Raw genomic sequence first — 14732 nt, 5'->3', positions numbered from 1 at the left:
CATTGCGCCACCATGCCCGCGTTCTCGTTTGAAGCTCTGGACAGCGAGGGCCGCGTGCGCCGCGGCACGCTGGAGGCGGACACCGCGCGTTCCGCGCGCAGCCTGCTGCGCGCGCAGTCGCTCGTGCCGCTGGAGGTGCAAACGCTGGCCAGCGGCAGCGCCACCAGCACATCGCTGGGCGAGCGGCTCTTCACCCACCCGGTGTTCAACCCCACCACGCTCGCCGTCTGGACGCGCCAGCTCGCCGGGCTGGTGGGCTCCGGCCTGCAACTCGAACGCGCTCTCACTGCTCTCGCCGACGAAGCCGACGACGAGCGCCAGCGCCACCTGCTCGCTTCGCTGCGCGCCGAGGTCAACGCCGGCAGTCCCTTCGCCCGCGCGCTGGCGCAGTTTCCGCGCGAGTTCTCGCCGATTTACTGCGCGGTGATTGGCGCGGGAGAGGCCAGCGGCGGCTTGGCGCAGGTACTCGAGCGCCTGGCCGACGACCTGGAAGAGCGCCAGCAACTGCGCGCCAAGCTGGTCGGCGCGGCGCTGTATCCGGCCATCGTCACCGTGGTGGCGATCGCCATCGTGCTGTTTCTGGTGGGTTACGTGGTGCCGCAGGTGGCGAGCGTGTTTGCCGGCAGCAAGCGGGCGTTGCCGCTGCTCACCGTCATCATGCTCAGCATCAGCGACTTCGTGCGCAGCTACGGTTGGGCAGTGCTGATTGCTATTGTGGTGATAGCTACGGGCGCCCGCCTGGTGCTGGCAAATGCTGGATTTCGTGAAACTTTCGATGGTTGGTGGCTGCGTCTGCCCATCCTCGGGCGCCTGGCGCGCGGCTACAACGCGGCGCGTTTTGCCAGCACGCTGGGTATGCTCGCGGGGGCGGGCGTGCCCATCCTGAAAGCCTTGCAGGCGGCGGCCGAGACGCTCTCCAACCAGGCGCTGCGCGCCGACGCGCTGGCCGCGCTCACGCTGGTACGCGAAGGCGCGCCGCTGGCCTCGGCCCTCGCCCGCACCAGGCGCTTTCCGTCGCTGCTGGCGATGTTCGCGCGCCTGGGCGAGCAGACCGGGCAGTTGCCGACGATGCTCGAGCGCGCCGCGCGCCAGATGGGCAACGAGGTGCAGCGCCGGGCGCTGCAACTGGCCACCATTCTGGAGCCGCTGCTCATCGTCTCCATGGGTCTCATCGTGATGCTCATCGTGCTGGCGGTGCTGCAACCCATCATCGAACTCAACCAGTTCGTCAAATAGCCGTGCCCCAGACACTCACCGGCAAGCTGGTCGTCGCGATTTCCTCGCGCGCGCTGTTTGATTTCGAAGAGGAAAACCGCCTGTTCGAGACCGGCGACGAGGCACGCTACATGCACTACCAGCTCGCGCATGTGCAGCAGCCGCCGGGCCCGGGCGTGGCGCTGGCTCTGGTCAAGAAGCTGCTGGCCTTCAATACCGAAGAAGAACAACGCGTGGAAGTGGTCATGCTCTCACGCAACGACCCGGCGAGCGGCCTGCGCGTGTTCGCCTCGGCCCAGGCGGCGGGCATGCACATCGAGCGCGGCGTGTTCACGCGCGGCAGAGACCCGTTTGCCTACCTGCGCCCGCTGGGCGCGCACCTGTTTCTCTCGGCCAATGCCGAGGACGTGCAACAGGCGCTGAGCCTGGGTTTTCCGGCCGCGCGGGTGCTGACCGAATCGCGCCCCGCAGGCGAGCACTACCCGCAGGAGGTGCGCATCGCCTTCGACGGCGACGCGGTGCTGTTTTCCGACGAAGCCGAGCGGGTGTATCAGGAAGGGGGCTTGCCGGCGTTCGTGCAGCACGAAACGCAGCTGGCCACCACCCCGCTGCCCAGCGGGCCCTTCAAGCCGCTGCTGGCCGCGCTCAACCACCTGCAGCAGCAGGCGGCGGCATCGCAGACCATGCGCATTCGCACTGCGCTGGTCACCGCCCGCAGCGCCCCGGCGCACGAGCGCGCGGTACGCACGCTGCTCAACTGGGGCATCACGGTGGATGAGGCGATGTTCCTCGGCGGGCTGGAAAAAGGCCCGTTCCTGCGCGAATTCGAGCCTGATTTTTTCTTTGACGACCAGCGCAGCCATGTGCTGAGCGCCGCGCAGCATGTGCCGGCGGGGCATGTGAGCGGCGCCAGCGTCCAGAAAAAAAGCTAGCACTTGGCTAGCTTTTCAAAAGCCCCCTGGCCCGAGGCCGACAAGGGCTGTTCCCCACCAAAAACCCTGCCGATTACAGACGCCCGGATTTCTTGACCGATGGATCGGCGTAGGTGACGGACTCGCTCTTGGGCGGCGGCGGCACCTGCTGGTTCAGCCGGTCGGCCAGCGTGGTCTGGTTCATTTCTTCGGCCATCTGCACCGCATTGCCGCTAGCGCGCCACATCGACTGCACGATGTCGATCAGCTGCTGGTACAGCGGCGGATCGCGCGGCGGCGGCTCCTCGACCTTGGGTTTTTCCTTCTCGGGCTGGGCCAGCGTCCAGTCGTGCTGGATGGCTTCCGGAATACCCGTCTTGCCCGAGATGCGCACGATGGCGCTCGCGCCGAGCTCATCCGTGGACGCCATCGCATTGACGGCATTCACCGGGCGCACCGGCACAGCCCCGGATGCCCCGGTGGAATACAGGTCGCTCTGCGGCTGCGGCGTCCAGTGGGCGGCCGTTCTTTCTACAGGTGATAGTGGCATGGCTGTGCTCCTCCAATGCGAGGGCGCTAGACGGGGCTAGCACTACGTCGTACCTGCAATACGGCAAACAAACCGGGAAATGAAGGTTTTTTTAGTTTTGGTTACAAATACAAGGGTAAACCCGTGGTGACGAAGTTACGTTCAATTGCAAGTCAAATTTATCGTTTGCGCTTGTCTGACACGCATCCAACGCTATAAAAACCGCTCCAACAATTTGCGCGAAGATTTGTCCAGCCGGTTGATGTCCGGAATCTGGAACTGCACGCCGTCGCTGGCGCTGATGCGCAGCTGCGTGCGTTTGGCCAGGCGCCGGATGTCTTCCTCGCCCTTGAGCACCAATGTGGCCGGGCCCTTGTCGGTCTCCAGCTGCCAGGTGCTGGGCGTGGAAAAGCTGGACACCGACACGATCCGCTCAATCGTTGGCAGGAATTCACGCGCGACGAGGTCTTCCTCGATCAGTGCACGCACGGCGCCGGGCAGCGCATCCAGCCGATCAATCCAGAGCAGCTCGCTGCCTTCGGCGCCGACGAGGGAAAGCCCCTCATCGGACGCGGTGATCGGAAACGCGCGCACCGGTATCACGCCAACATGCTCGCTGCCATCGGCCAGGTGCAGCACCAAGCGACCGTGGGCGTTGCGCACCAGTTCAAACAGACGGCTCATGCGGCGGCTCCTTCCACTTCGGCTTCGCGCCGGGCCTGCGCCTGATACAAGCGCCAATAGGCGCCTTCGCGCGCCATGAGTTCATCGTGCGGACCGATCTCCACGATTTCGCCGCGGTCCATCACCACCAGGCGGTCCGCCTTGCGCAGCGTGGAAAGGCGGTGGGCAATGGCGATCGTGGTGCGGCCCTGCACCAGGTTGTCCAGCGCGCGCTGGATTTCCTTCTCGGTCTCGGTATCGACAGCGGACGTCGCTTCGTCCAGGATCAGCACGCGCGGATCGATCAGCAGCGCACGGGCAATGCTGATGCGCTGGCGCTCGCCGCCCGAAAGCCCCTGGCCGCGCTCGCCCACCAGCGAGTCATAGCCCAGCGGCAGGCGCAGGATGAAGTCGTGCGCATGCGCGGCGCGCGCGGCGGCGATGATCTCGGCGCGCGTCGCCTCGGGCTTGCCGTAGGCGATGTTCTCGGCGATGCTGCCAAAGAACAGGAAGGGCTCCTGCAGCACCAGGCCGATGTGGCGGCGCCAATCGGCCACCGCCATGCGGCGGATATCGACGCCATCGACGCTGATGGAGCCATCCGCCACATCGGAAAAGCGGCTGATCAGGTTGACCAGCGTGCTCTTGCCCGAGCCGCTGTGGCCGACCAGGCCAATCATCTCGCCGGGGCGAATCGACAGCGAAACGTTCTTCACCACCGTGCGGCTGCCGTAGCGAAACACCACGTTTTCCAGGTCGATGGCACCCTGGATGCGCGGCAGACGCACCGGATTGGCCGGGTCGGGCACGTTGCTCACGTGGTCCAGGATGTCAAAGATGCGCTTGGCGCCGGCCGCCGCCTTCTGCGTCACTGAAACGATGCGGCTCATCGAATCGAGCCGGGTGTAGAAGCGTCCGATGTAGGCCAGGAACGCGGTCAGCACACCGACGGTGATCTGCTCATGCGCCACCAGCCAGATGCCGAAGGCCCAAACCACCAGCAGGCCGATTTCGGTGAGCAGCGTGACCGTGGGCGAGAACAGGCTCCAGGTCTTGTTCAATCGATCGTTGGCCGCCAGGTTGCGCTGGTTGGCGACGCGAAAGCGCTCGGCCTCGCGCGCCTCCTGGGCGAAGGCCTTGACGACGCGGATGCCGGGAATGGTGTCGGCCAGCACGTTGGTGACCTCGCTCCACAGCCGGTCCATTTTTTCAAAGCCGGTGCGCAAACGGTCACGCACGGCATGGATCATCCAGGCGATGAAGGGCAGCGGCACCAGCGTGACCAGCGCCAGCCAGGGGTTGATCGAGACCAGAATCACCGCCGTCATGACCATCATGAGCACGTCGGTGGCGAAATCCAGCGCATGCAGCGAGAGGAAGACGTTGATACGGTCAGTCTCGGAACCGATGCGCGCCATCAGATCGCCGGTGCGCTTGCTGCCGAAGTAATCGAGTGACAGGCGCAGCAAATGCTCGTAGGTGGCGGTGCGCAGATCGGCGCCGATGCGCTCGGACACCAGCGCCAGCACATAGGTGCGCGCCCAGCCCAGCGCCCAGGCAAAGAGCGAGGCCGCCAGCAGCCCGCTCAGGTACAGCGCCACGGTGGACACCGGAATGCTTTTGCCGTCCTGGTAAGGAATCAGCACATCGTCCATCAGCGGGATGGTGAGGTAGGGCGGCACCAGCGTGGCTGCGGTGGACAGCAGCGTGAGCACAAAGCCCAGCAGCAGCTTGCCCTGGTAAGGCCTGGCAAAGCGCCACAGGCGCAGCAGCACCCAGCCGGAGGCGGCGGCCTCCTCTTCCGTGGGCGCGCAGGCAGGGCATTCTTCGCTGCCCTCGGGCAGCAGGGCATGGCACTGTGGGCACCGCGGAGCCTGTGCCTGGAGCGCCGCGAGCGCGTGCGGACGGCCCAGGTGCGCGATGCAGCGCGCAAAGTGCTGCTGGAACTCCAGCGCCTGCGGATGGCGGGAGAGCGTGAAGCGCCACAGCGCCTGCCGGCCATCGCCATCGTGCAATTCCAGCGTGCCGACGCCGCCGGCATCGAACTCCTGCAGCGTCTGGCCCTGCGCCAGCGCCCATTCCTGCACCCGCCCCTGGGCATCGCGCGCCAGCAGGCGCTGCGAGGTCAGCAGCAGGCTGGCACGGGCAAAGCGCAATTCGCTGCTGAGGTCAACCTCCAGCACCGCCAGCACGTTTTCGCTGGATGCGAGGACGCCTTGCCAACCCCCCGCCAAGGGTTCCGTCAGAGCGCTTGAAGCGCCCGATTCATGGTGATGTTGCATTGTTTGACTATTGAACACGCTGCCTGCACTGCAGGAACGCCGCTGGTCGCAGGCGCGACCTATGGTTATCCCTAACGCCTGCACCCCGCTCGCGGCTGACAGCCGCTTGGTGCATCATTGCTTGCTGCGGCTGCAAAATGGTCCGTTTTCTCTTTCAACTCTTGTCACCATGCCACGCTTTGAAGATATCCGATTGCTCCGCGCCACCTATCTGCGCGGGCCCAGCATCTGGACCTACCGTCCAGCGCTCGAAGTCTGGCTGGCGCTCGGGGAGCTGGAGCAGCATCCATCGAACAAGGTTCCCGGCTTCAACGAGCGCCTCACCGCCTGGCTGCCGGATCTGGTCGAGCACCACTGCGGCGTGGGCGAGCGCGGCGGCTTCATCGAGCGCCTGCGCGAGGGCACCTGGATGGGCCATGTGCTGGAGCACGTCATCATCGAGCTGCTCAACCTTTCGGGCCTGCCCGCCAAGTTCGGCCAGACGCGCGAGACGTCGACGCCCGGCACCTACCGCATGGTGTTCCGCTGCCCCGAAGAGGCGGTGGCGCGGGTGGCGCTGGCGCAAGGCCATGCGCTCATCATGGCGGCGATCAACGGCGACGCGTTCGACCTCAAGCGCGCCATCCAGACGATCAAGACCACGATAGACGACAACTACCTCGGGCCGAGCACCGCCTGCATCGTCGATGCCGCGCAGGAGCGGCGCATCCCGCAGGTGCGCCTGAACGACGGCAACCTGGTGCAACTGGGCTACGGCGCGGCGCAGCGGCGCATCTGGACGGCCGAGACCGACCAGACCAGCGCCATCGCCGAAGGCATCGCGCAGGACAAGGACCTGACCAAGCGCCTGCTGGCTGCCGCCGGCGTGCCCGTTCCTGAAGGGCAGATCGTGGCCAGCGCCGACGAGACCTGGGAAGCGGCGCAGGACATCGGTCTGCCGGTCACCGTCAAGCCCAGCGACGGCAACCACGCGCGCGGCGTGACGCTGGAGCTCTACCAGGAAAAGAACATCCGCGCCGCCTTTCCGCTGGCCGAGAAGGAAGGCTCGGAGGTGATCGTCGAAAAATTCATCGAAGGCACCGAGCACCGGCTGCTGGTGGTGGGCGGCAAGGTGGTGGCCGCCTGCCGTGGCGAGCAAGTCTTCGTCACCGGCGACGGCCAGCGCACGCTCAAGGCGCTGGTCGAGGAGCTCAACCGCGACCCGCGCCGCGGCGTGGAAGAGGAATACCCGCTGGAGTTGCTGGATCTGAATCTGCCCAACATCCAGCTCGAACTGGCACGCCAGGAGGTCACGGCCGACACCGTGCCCGCCGCCGGCCGGAAGGTGCTGCTGCAGCGCAACGGCAACATGGCGATCGACTGCACCGACGAGCTGCACCCCGACGTGGCCTACCACGCCGAGCTGGCGGTGCGCGTGGTCGGCCTGGACATCGCCGGCCTGGACATGATCCTCAAGGACATCTCCCGCCCCATGCGCGCGCAGGGCGGCGCGATTCTGGAAGTCAACGCCGGGCCTGGCCTGCTGATGCACCTCAAGCCGTCCAGCGGCTCGCCGCGCCCGGTGGGCCAGGCCATCGTCGAACACCTGTTTCCCAGCAGCAGCGAAAAGGGCAGTCACGCGGGCCGCATCCCGATCGTCGGCGTGGCGGGCACCCGCGGCAACGCCTTCATCGCGCGGCTGGTGGGCTGGCTGCTGCAGCTCTCGGGCAAGCTCACCGGCATTGCCAGCAGCGAGGGCATGTTCATCGCCGGACGGCAAACCCAGAAAACCGACACCGCCCACTGGGCGGGCGCGCATCGGCTGCTGACCAACCGCCTGGCCGAGGCGGCGGTGGTCCAGACCACGGCGCGCTCCATTCTCGACGAGGGCCTGGCTTACGACCGCTGCCAGGTCGGCATCGTCACCGACATGGATGGCTGGGAGCAGCTCGCCGATCACGACATCCGCGGCCCGCAGCAGATGCCGCGCGTGCTGCGCACCCAGATCGACGTGGTGCTGGAGGGCGGCGCCGGCGTGCTCAATGCGGACATCGCGCCCGTGGCGGAGCTGGCCGAGCTCTGCGACGGCGAGGTGCTGCTGTATGCGCTCTCGGCCGACAACGCGACGCTGACACAGCACCGGGCGCAGCCCGAGGCGCGTGCCGTCTTTGTCCGCGGCGAGCACATATGCCTTGCTACCGGCGCCAAGGAGCGCGTGCTCGGCAGCCTGGCTGCGCTGCGCCCGGCGGTTGGCAGCACCCCCGATACCACCGCGCTGCTGGCGGCCATTGCAGGCGCCTGGGCCCTGGGCATAGCGCCCGATTTGATCGCCGCCGGCATCAAAACATTCGAATACCAACATTGATAGCTGCTAACGCACGACTATCAAGCGCAAAACCCATATTTCAACCTTTTTTGCACCATGCAAATTCTTCGCTCCCGCGCGCTGCGCGGCCCCAATCTCTGGACCCGCAGCACGGCCATGGAAACCATAGTGCACTGCGAACCCAGCGAGCACGACATCGCCACCATCGCCGGGTTTGAAGACCGCCTGCGCGCGCGCTTTCCCGCCATCGGGCCGCTGGCGCCACAGGGCGCCGAACAGCCGGTGTCGCTGGCACACGTGCTCGAAACCGCCACCCGCCAGTTGCAGGCGCAGGCGGGCTGCAGCGTCACCTTCAGCCGCACGCACGAAACGGTGGAGACGGACACCTACCAGGTGGTCGTCGAGTACACCGAGGAAGAGGTTGGGCGCAAGGCAGTCGATGAGGCCACGGCGCTGATCCGCGCCGCGCTGGACGATCACCCCTACGACGCGGCGGCCACCGTCGCCGAGCTGCGCGAGCTCGATCAGGACGTGCGCATGGGGCCCTCGACGCGCAACATCATCGACGCCGCCCAGGCGCGCGGCATTCCATTCAAGCGCCTGACCAGCGGCTCGCTGGTGCAACTGGGCTGGGGCGCGCGCGCGCGGCGCGTGCAGGCCGCGGAGCTGGACATGACCAGCGCGGTGGCCGAATCGATCGCGCAGGACAAGGACCTGACCAAGCGCCTGCTGCATGCCGCCGGCGTGCCCGTGCCGCTGGGCCGGCCGGTCAGCGATGTCGACGACGCCTGGGCACTGGCGCAAGAAGTCGGCCTTCCCGTGGTCGTCAAGCCACAGGACGGCAACCAGGGCAAGGGCGTGACGGTGAACATCACCACCCGCGAGCAGCTTGCAGCCGCCTACGCCACGGCACTGGAGTACAGCGGCGAGGTGATGGTCGAACGCTTTCTGCCCGGGCACGATTTCCGCCTGCTCGTCGTCGGTGGTCAACTCGTCGCCGCCGCCCGGCGCGAGCCGCCGCAGGTGCTGGGCGATGGCGAACACACCATCCGCGAACTGGTGGACATCGTCAACCAGGACCCGCGCCGCGGCAGCGGTCACGGGACGGCGCTCACCAAGATCCGCCTGGACGATATCGCGCTGGCGCGCCTGAGCAATGAAGGCTTGAGTCCTGCATCGGTGCCCGCGCAAGGCCAGCGCATCGTGCTGCGGCACAACGCCAATCTGTCGACCGGCGGCAGTGCCACCGACGTGACCGACGACGTGCACCCCGAGATCGCCGCGCGCGCGGTCGATGCCGCGCAGACCATAGGCCTGCACATCTGCGGCGTGGACGTGATCTGCGAATCCATGCTCAAACCGCTGGAAGAGCAAGGCGGCGGCATCGTCGAGGTCAACGCCGCGCCGGGGCTGCGCATGCACCTTTCGCCCTCCTACGGCAAGCCGCGCAATGTGGGCGTGCCGATGATCGACGCGCTCTTTCCCCCGGGCGAAGATGGCCGCATTCCCGTGGTCGCCGTGACCGGCACCAACGGCAAGACCACCACCACCCGCCTCATCGCCCACCTGTGCAGCGCGCATGGCTGGACCACCGCGATGACCAACACCGACGGCGTGTACGTCGGCGGACACCAGATCGACAGCGGCGACTGCTCCGGTCCCAAGAGCGCGCGCAACGCCTTGGCGCACCCCGACACCGAGGCGGCGGTGCTGGAATGCGCGCGCGGCGGCATCCTGCGTGAAGGCCTGGGCTTCGATCAATGCCAGGTGGCCGTGGTCACCAACATCGGCGCCGGCGACCACCTGGGGCTGAACTACATCACCACGGTCGAAGACGTGGCCGTGCTCAAGCGCGTCATCGTGCAGAACGTCGCCCCTACCGGCTACGCGGTGCTCAATGCCGCCGATGCCCATTGCGTGCCGATGGCGCATGTCTGCCCCGGCAAGGTGATCTTCTTTGCCCACGACCGCCACCACCCCGCCATGGTCACGCATCGCGCGCAAGGCGGACGCGTGGTGTACGTGGACGAGGGCCGCATCGTCGCCGCCGAAGGTTCGTGGCGCGAGAGCATCGCGTTGCGCGACATCCCGCTCACGCATGGCGGCGTGATCGGCTTTCAGGTGGACAACGCCATGGCCGCCGTGGGCGCCGCCTGGGGCCTGGGTCTGCCGTGGGACACGGTGCGTCGAGGCCTGGCCAGTTTCGAGAGCAGCGCCGACGCCGTGCCCGGGCGCTTCAACGTGATGGACTACCACGGCGCCACCATCATTGCCGACTACGGCCACAACCCCGACGCCATCCGCGCGCTGGTGCAGGCAACGCAGGCCATGCCCGGCAAACGCCGCGCGGTGGTCATCAGCGGCGCCGGCGACCGGCGCGACCAGGACATCAGCGAGCAAACCGAAATCCTCGGTTCAAGCTTTGACGACGTCATCCTCTACCAGGACGCCTGCCAGCGCGGGCGCGCCGATGGCGAGGTGCTGGCGCTGCTGCACAAGGGCCTGCAGGGCGCCCGGCGCGCCAGCTACATCACCGAAATCCACGGCGAATTCATCGCCATCGACCATGCCTTGCAGCGCCTGCAAGCGGGCGACCTGTGCCTGGTGCTGGTCGATCAGGTGCAAGAGTCGCTGGCACACCTGCAACAGCGCTGCAAGGAACCACATCTGTGAGCCCGATCAAAACCATCCAACACATCGTCCTCACTATCGGCGCTCTGCTGCTGGCTGCCGGCAGCGCCTTCGCCGTTTCGGGCGAGAAGATCGGCAGCGTCGATACGGCCTTCCAGTGGCTCGGGCGCGACCACGACATCATTGTCGAAGCCTATGACGATCCGCAAGTGCAGGGCATCACCTGCTACGTTTCGCGCGCGCGCATCGGTGGCATCAAGGGCACGCTGGGGCTGGCGGAAGACCGCGCGGAAGCCTCCATCGCCTGCCGCCAAGTGGGCCCGGTGGCATTCGCCAAACCACTCAAGCAGCAGGAGGAGGTCTTCAGCGAACGCATCTCGCTGGTCTTCAAGCGCCTGCGCGTGGTGCGCATGGTCGATGAAAAACGCAACACGCTGGTCTATCTGACGTATTCGGACAAACTCGTCGATGGCTCGCCGCAGAACAGCATCACGGCCGTGCCCATCCCCGAGGCAACGCCGATACCGCTCAAGAAATAGTCACCACGCGGCGACGGGGCGGGCAAAACCCTGGGGCGCCTCGCGTTCGCGCTCAAAGCTCACGAACTCCCACGCATCCTCCTGCGCCAGCAGCGCGCGCAGCAACTGGTTGTTGAGCGCGTGGCCGCTGCGAAAGGCGCTGTAGGCCGCCAGCAGCGGGTGGCCTATGAGGTAGAGGTCACCCATCGCATCCAGGATCTTGTGGCGCGCAAACTCCGCGTCGTAGCGCAGGCCATCGCTGTTGAGCACCTTGTAGTCGTCCATCACGATGGCGTTGTCGAGTCCGCCGCCCAGCGCCAGCCCGTTGGCGCGCAGCATCTCCACATCCTTGGTGAAACCAAAGGTGCGCGCCCGCGCAATGTCGCGCGCATAGTTGCCGCTGCCGAGATCGAAATCCGCCGATTGCTCGGTCGAATCCACCGCCGGATGGGCAAAGGCTATCTCGAAATGCAGCTTGTAGCCGTGGTAGGGCGCAAGCCGCGCCCACTTGAGATCTCGCCCCTCGCCGCCCCGCACCTCGACGGCCCGCTTGACGCGGATGAAGCGCCGCGGCGCGTTCTGCAGCTCCACGCCGGCGCTTTGCAGCAGGAAGACGAACGAGGCCGAAGAACCGTCCAAAATAGGCACTTCCTCTGCCGTGATGTCCACATAGAGGTTGTCCAGCCCCAGGCCGGCGCAGGCCGACATCAGATGCTCCACCGTGTGCACCTTGGCACCACCCACGCCTATGGTCGAGGCCATGCGCGTATCCACCACCGCCTCGGCCGAGACCGGGATGTCCACCGGCTCCGGCAAATCGACGCGGCGAAACACGATGCCGGTATCGGGCGCGGCCGGGCGCAGCGTCAGCTCCACCCGCTGACCGCTGTGCAGGCCTACGCCCACGGAGCGGGTGAGCGTCTTGATGGTGCGTTGCTGGAGCATCCGCGGATTTTAGGTTGAGCGTTTGGCGTTTGGCGTTTGGCGTTTGGCGTTGAGCGTGCAAAGACGCAGGGCGCTTGCTGACGTTCACGCTGAACGCTCAACGCCAAACGCTCAACCTCTTCCTCAGTCCGCCTGCCGGCGCAGGAACGCGGGAATTTCCAGCTCGTCCATGCCGCCCGAAGACATCGCATCCACGCGCGCCGAGGCCTGCGAGCGGTTGGTGCGCCAGACGCTGGGGACCGTGTAGTCGCCGCGTGCCGCCGGGTTGGCGAGCGCACCGGTCATGGGCGTGGCCGCGAAGGGCAGATTGTCCGTCCCGGTACGCTGGCCGCCCTGCACCACCTGGATGTTCTGGCGCCGCGTCTGCGCATTGCACAGGCCCGTGGCCACCACGGTCACGCGGATCTCGTCGCCCAGGCTGTCGTCGTAGGCCGCGCCGAAGATCACATGCGCGTCCGGCGACGCGTAGGCGTTGATGGTGTTCATCGCCAGGCGCGACTCGGACAGCTTGAGGCTGCCCTTGCTCGCCGTGACCAGCACCAGCACGCCACGCGCGCCAGAGAGGTCTATGCCTTCGAGCAGCGGGCAGGCAATCGCCTGCTCGGCGGCGATGCGCGCGCGATCCGGCCCGCTGGCCGTCGCCGTGCCCATCATCGCCTTGCCCGGCTCGCCCATCACGGTGCGCACGTCCTCGAAGTCGACGTTGATCTGGCCGTACTCATTGATGATCTCGGCGATGCCGCCGACGGCGTTCTTGAGCACGTCGTTGGCGTGCGCGAAGGCTTCTTCCTGCGTGATATCGTCACCCAGCACCTCGAGCAACTTCTCGTTGAGCACCACGATCAGCGAATCGACATTGGCTTCGAGTTCGGACAGGCCTTCATCGGCATTCTTCATGCGCCGCGAGCCCTCCCAGCCAAAGGGCTTGGTAACCACGCCGACGGTGAGGATGCCCATCTCCTTGGCCACCTTGGCAATCACCGGCGCCGCCCCGGTGCCGGTGCCGCCGCCCATGCCGGCGGTGATGAACAGCATGTGCGATCCGGCAATCGCCTGGCGGATTTCCGCCTCGGCCGCCTCGGCCGCCTCGCGCGCCTTCTCGGGCTTGCTGCCCGCGCCCAGGCCGTTGCTGCCCAGTTGCACCGTCTGGTTCGCGGAGCTGCGCAGCAGGGCCTGCGAATCGGTGTTGGCGCAAACGAACTGCACGCCCTGCACGTTGCGCGCGATCATGTGCTCGACCGCATTGCCACCCCCACCGCCGACGCCGATCACCTTGATCTGCGTGCCCTGGTTGAACTCTTCGGTTTCGATCATTTCGATGGCCATGTGCTTGCTCCTGGATAAATAAGTTGAACGCTGAAATCGAATCTGGAAAACGGAAACCCTGAATCGCCATCGGGCGGCGGCTTGGCACGGCAGCGCCATCGGTCGCGCTTGCGCCGGCGCGAGCGCACCAAGGGACGCCTGCGCAGCGGGAGAACCAGCACGCAACGCATCAGAAATTCCCCACGATGAAGTCCTTGAAACGCCCGAAGGCGGTCTTCATCGAACCGTTCTTGGCCGCCACCTTGAAGCCGCGCATGTGCGCGATGCGGCCCTCTTCGAGCAAGCCCATGACGGTGGCGGCGCGCGGCTGCGCCACCATGTCGGCCAAGGCATGGGAGTAATGCGGCAGGCCGCGGCGCACGGGCTTCAGGAAGATGTCCTCGCCCAGCTCGATCATGCCCGGCATGACGCTGGAGCCGCCGGTGAGCACGATGCCCGAGGACAACACCTCCTCGTAGCCCGACTCGCGGATCACCTGCTGCACCAGCTGGAAAATTTCCTCCACCCGCGGCTCGATCACGCCGGCGAGCACCTGGCGCGTGAGCACCCGCGGATCACGATCGCCCAGGCCCGGCACCTCCACCTGCGCCTCGGGGTCGGCCAGCAGCTGCTTGGCGCAGCCATGCTCGACCTTGATGTCCTCGGCGTCCTTGGTCGGCGTTCTGAGCGCCATCGCGATGTCGCTGGTGATCAGGTCGCCGGCGATCGGCAGCACCGCCGTGTGGCGAATGGCGCCGCCAGTGAAGATGGCGATGTCGGTGGTGCCGGCGCCGATGTCGACCACCGCCACGCCGAGCTCGCGTTCATCGTCGGTCAGCACCGCCTGGCTGGACGCCAGCGGGTTGAGCAAGAGCTGCTCCACCTCCAGCCCGCAGCGGCGCACGCACTTGATGATGTTCTCGGCCGCGGCCTGCGCGCCAGTGACGATGTGCACCTTGGCCTCCAGGCGGATGCCGCTCATGCCGATCGGCTCCTTGACCTCGTTGCCGTCGATCACGAATTCCTGCGGCTCCACCAGCAGCAGGCGCTGGTCGCTGGAGATATTCACCGCCTTGGCGGTCTCGACCACACGCGCCACGTCGGCCTGGCTGACTTCCTTGTCCTTGATCGCCACCATGCCGCTGGAGTTGATGCCGCGGATGTGGTTGCCGGTGATGCCGGTGTAGACACGCTGGATCCTGCAGTCGGCGATCAATTCCGCCTCTTTGAGCGCCTGCTGGATGCTGTGCACCGTGGCCTCGATGTTCACGACCGCGCCACGCTTGAGGCCGTTGCTCGGCGCCACGCCCAGCCCGGCCAGCTTGAGCTGCCCATCGGCCAGCACCTCGGCCACCGCCACCATCACCTTGGCGGTGCCGATATCCAGGCCCACGACGACGTCTTTGCTTTCCCTTGGCATCTGTTTGG

11 protein-coding genes are annotated in these 14732 nt (G+C 66.6%); 5 read left to right on the top strand and 6 right to left on the bottom strand.

From position 1 onward, the window contains the following. Positions 1–12 precede the first annotated feature (12 nt). Both gspF and ABS45_RS03675 read left to right on the top strand, forming a co-directional pair. Complete coding sequence (gene gspF, locus ABS45_RS03680) at positions 13–1236, top strand: type II secretion system inner membrane protein GspF (protein ID WP_291553089.1); 1224 nt, start codon at positions 13–15, stop codon at positions 1234–1236. A gap of 2 nt (positions 1237–1238) precedes the next feature. After that, a complete protein-coding gene (locus tag ABS45_RS03675) occupies positions 1239–2147 on the top strand; it encodes a 5'-nucleotidase (protein ID WP_291553087.1) in 909 nt (302 codons plus the stop codon). A 73-nt stretch (positions 2148–2220) separates the two neighbouring features. Here ABS45_RS03675 and ABS45_RS03670 read toward each other — a convergent pair whose 3' ends face one another. From ABS45_RS03670 to ABS45_RS03660, 3 genes are all read right to left on the bottom strand, one after another. Continuing rightward, positions 2221–2676, bottom strand: a complete 456-nt coding sequence (locus ABS45_RS03670; protein ID WP_291553086.1) for a hypothetical protein — start codon at positions 2674–2676, stop codon at positions 2221–2223. Positions 2677–2868: 192 nt separating this feature from the next. Continuing rightward, positions 2869–3339 carry a DUF1854 domain-containing protein gene (locus tag ABS45_RS03665; protein WP_291553084.1) on the bottom strand — a complete coding sequence of 157 codons (471 nt, stop codon included), beginning with the start codon at positions 3337–3339 and terminating at the stop codon, positions 2869–2871. After that, complete coding sequence (locus ABS45_RS03660) at positions 3336–5600, bottom strand: ABC transporter ATP-binding protein (protein ID WP_291553082.1); 2265 nt, start codon at positions 5598–5600, stop codon at positions 3336–3338. The genes ABS45_RS03665 and ABS45_RS03660 overlap by 4 nt, the downstream gene beginning before the upstream one ends. A gap of 169 nt (positions 5601–5769) precedes the next feature. Between ABS45_RS03660 and cphA (ABS45_RS03655) the strand changes: the two genes are divergently transcribed. The 3 genes from cphA (ABS45_RS03655) to ABS45_RS03645 are packed head-to-tail and all read left to right on the top strand — an operon-like array spanning position 5770 to position 11075. Beyond that, entirely contained in the window at positions 5770–7944 is a 2175-nt protein-coding gene (cphA, locus tag ABS45_RS03655; protein WP_291553080.1) for a cyanophycin synthetase, read from the top strand. Between the two features lie 57 nt (positions 7945–8001). Then, positions 8002–10578, top strand: coding sequence for a cyanophycin synthetase (cphA, locus tag ABS45_RS03650; RefSeq protein WP_291553077.1), 2577 nt, complete (start codon positions 8002–8004; stop codon positions 10576–10578). A gap of 5 nt (positions 10579–10583) precedes the next feature. Continuing rightward, positions 10584–11075, top strand: coding sequence for a CreA family protein (locus tag ABS45_RS03645; protein ID WP_291553184.1), 492 nt, complete (start codon positions 10584–10586; stop codon positions 11073–11075). On the opposite strand, the gene lpxC is transcribed toward ABS45_RS03645, so the two are convergent. The 3 genes from lpxC to ftsA all read right to left on the bottom strand — a co-directional run bounded on the left by lpxC (position 11076) and on the right by ftsA (position 14724). Continuing rightward, on the bottom strand, positions 11076–11999 hold the full coding sequence (lpxC, locus tag ABS45_RS03640) for a UDP-3-O-acyl-N-acetylglucosamine deacetylase (protein ID WP_291553075.1): 924 nt from the start codon (positions 11997–11999) through the stop codon (positions 11076–11078). 123 nt (positions 12000–12122) lie between these two features. Beyond that, positions 12123–13325, bottom strand: coding sequence for a cell division protein FtsZ (ftsZ, locus tag ABS45_RS03635; RefSeq protein WP_291553073.1), 1203 nt, complete (start codon positions 13323–13325; stop codon positions 12123–12125). A 169-nt stretch (positions 13326–13494) separates the two neighbouring features. Next, entirely contained in the window at positions 13495–14724 is a 1230-nt protein-coding gene (gene ftsA / locus ABS45_RS03630; RefSeq protein ID WP_291553071.1) for a cell division protein FtsA, read from the bottom strand. Positions 14725–14732 lie beyond the last annotated feature (8 nt).

This window comes from Comamonas sp. SCN 65-56, assembly GCF_001724135.1.
Lineage (GTDB): Bacteria > Pseudomonadota > Gammaproteobacteria > Burkholderiales > Burkholderiaceae_C > Comamonas_C.
Note: the sequence above shows the minus strand (reverse complement) of the source record. Positions and strands in the feature narration are given on the sequence as shown.

What these genes read in the sequence shown, in the direction of transcription:
- gspF (WP_291553089.1), top strand. Translation starts at nt 13, where the DNA reads ATGCCCGCGTTCTCGTTTGAAGCTCTGGACAGCGAGGGCCGCGTGCGC.
- ABS45_RS03670 (WP_291553086.1), bottom strand. Translation starts at nt 2,676, where the DNA reads ATGCCACTATCACCTGTAGAAAGAACGGCCGCCCACTGGACGCCGCAG.
- ABS45_RS03665 (WP_291553084.1), bottom strand. Translation starts at nt 3,339, where the DNA reads ATGAGCCGTCTGTTTGAACTGGTGCGCAACGCCCACGGTCGCTTGGTG.
- ABS45_RS03660 (WP_291553082.1), bottom strand. Translation starts at nt 5,600, where the DNA reads ATGCAACATCACCATGAATCGGGCGCTTCAAGCGCTCTGACGGAACCC.
- cphA (WP_291553080.1), top strand. Translation starts at nt 5,770, where the DNA reads ATGCCACGCTTTGAAGATATCCGATTGCTCCGCGCCACCTATCTGCGC.
- cphA (WP_291553077.1), top strand. Translation starts at nt 8,002, where the DNA reads ATGCAAATTCTTCGCTCCCGCGCGCTGCGCGGCCCCAATCTCTGGACC.
- lpxC (WP_291553075.1), bottom strand. Translation starts at nt 11,999, where the DNA reads ATGCTCCAGCAACGCACCATCAAGACGCTCACCCGCTCCGTGGGCGTA.
- ftsZ (WP_291553073.1), bottom strand. Translation starts at nt 13,325, where the DNA reads ATGGCCATCGAAATGATCGAAACCGAAGAGTTCAACCAGGGCACGCAG.
- ftsA (WP_291553071.1), bottom strand. Translation starts at nt 14,724, where the DNA reads ATGCCAAGGGAAAGCAAAGACGTCGTCGTGGGCCTGGATATCGGCACC.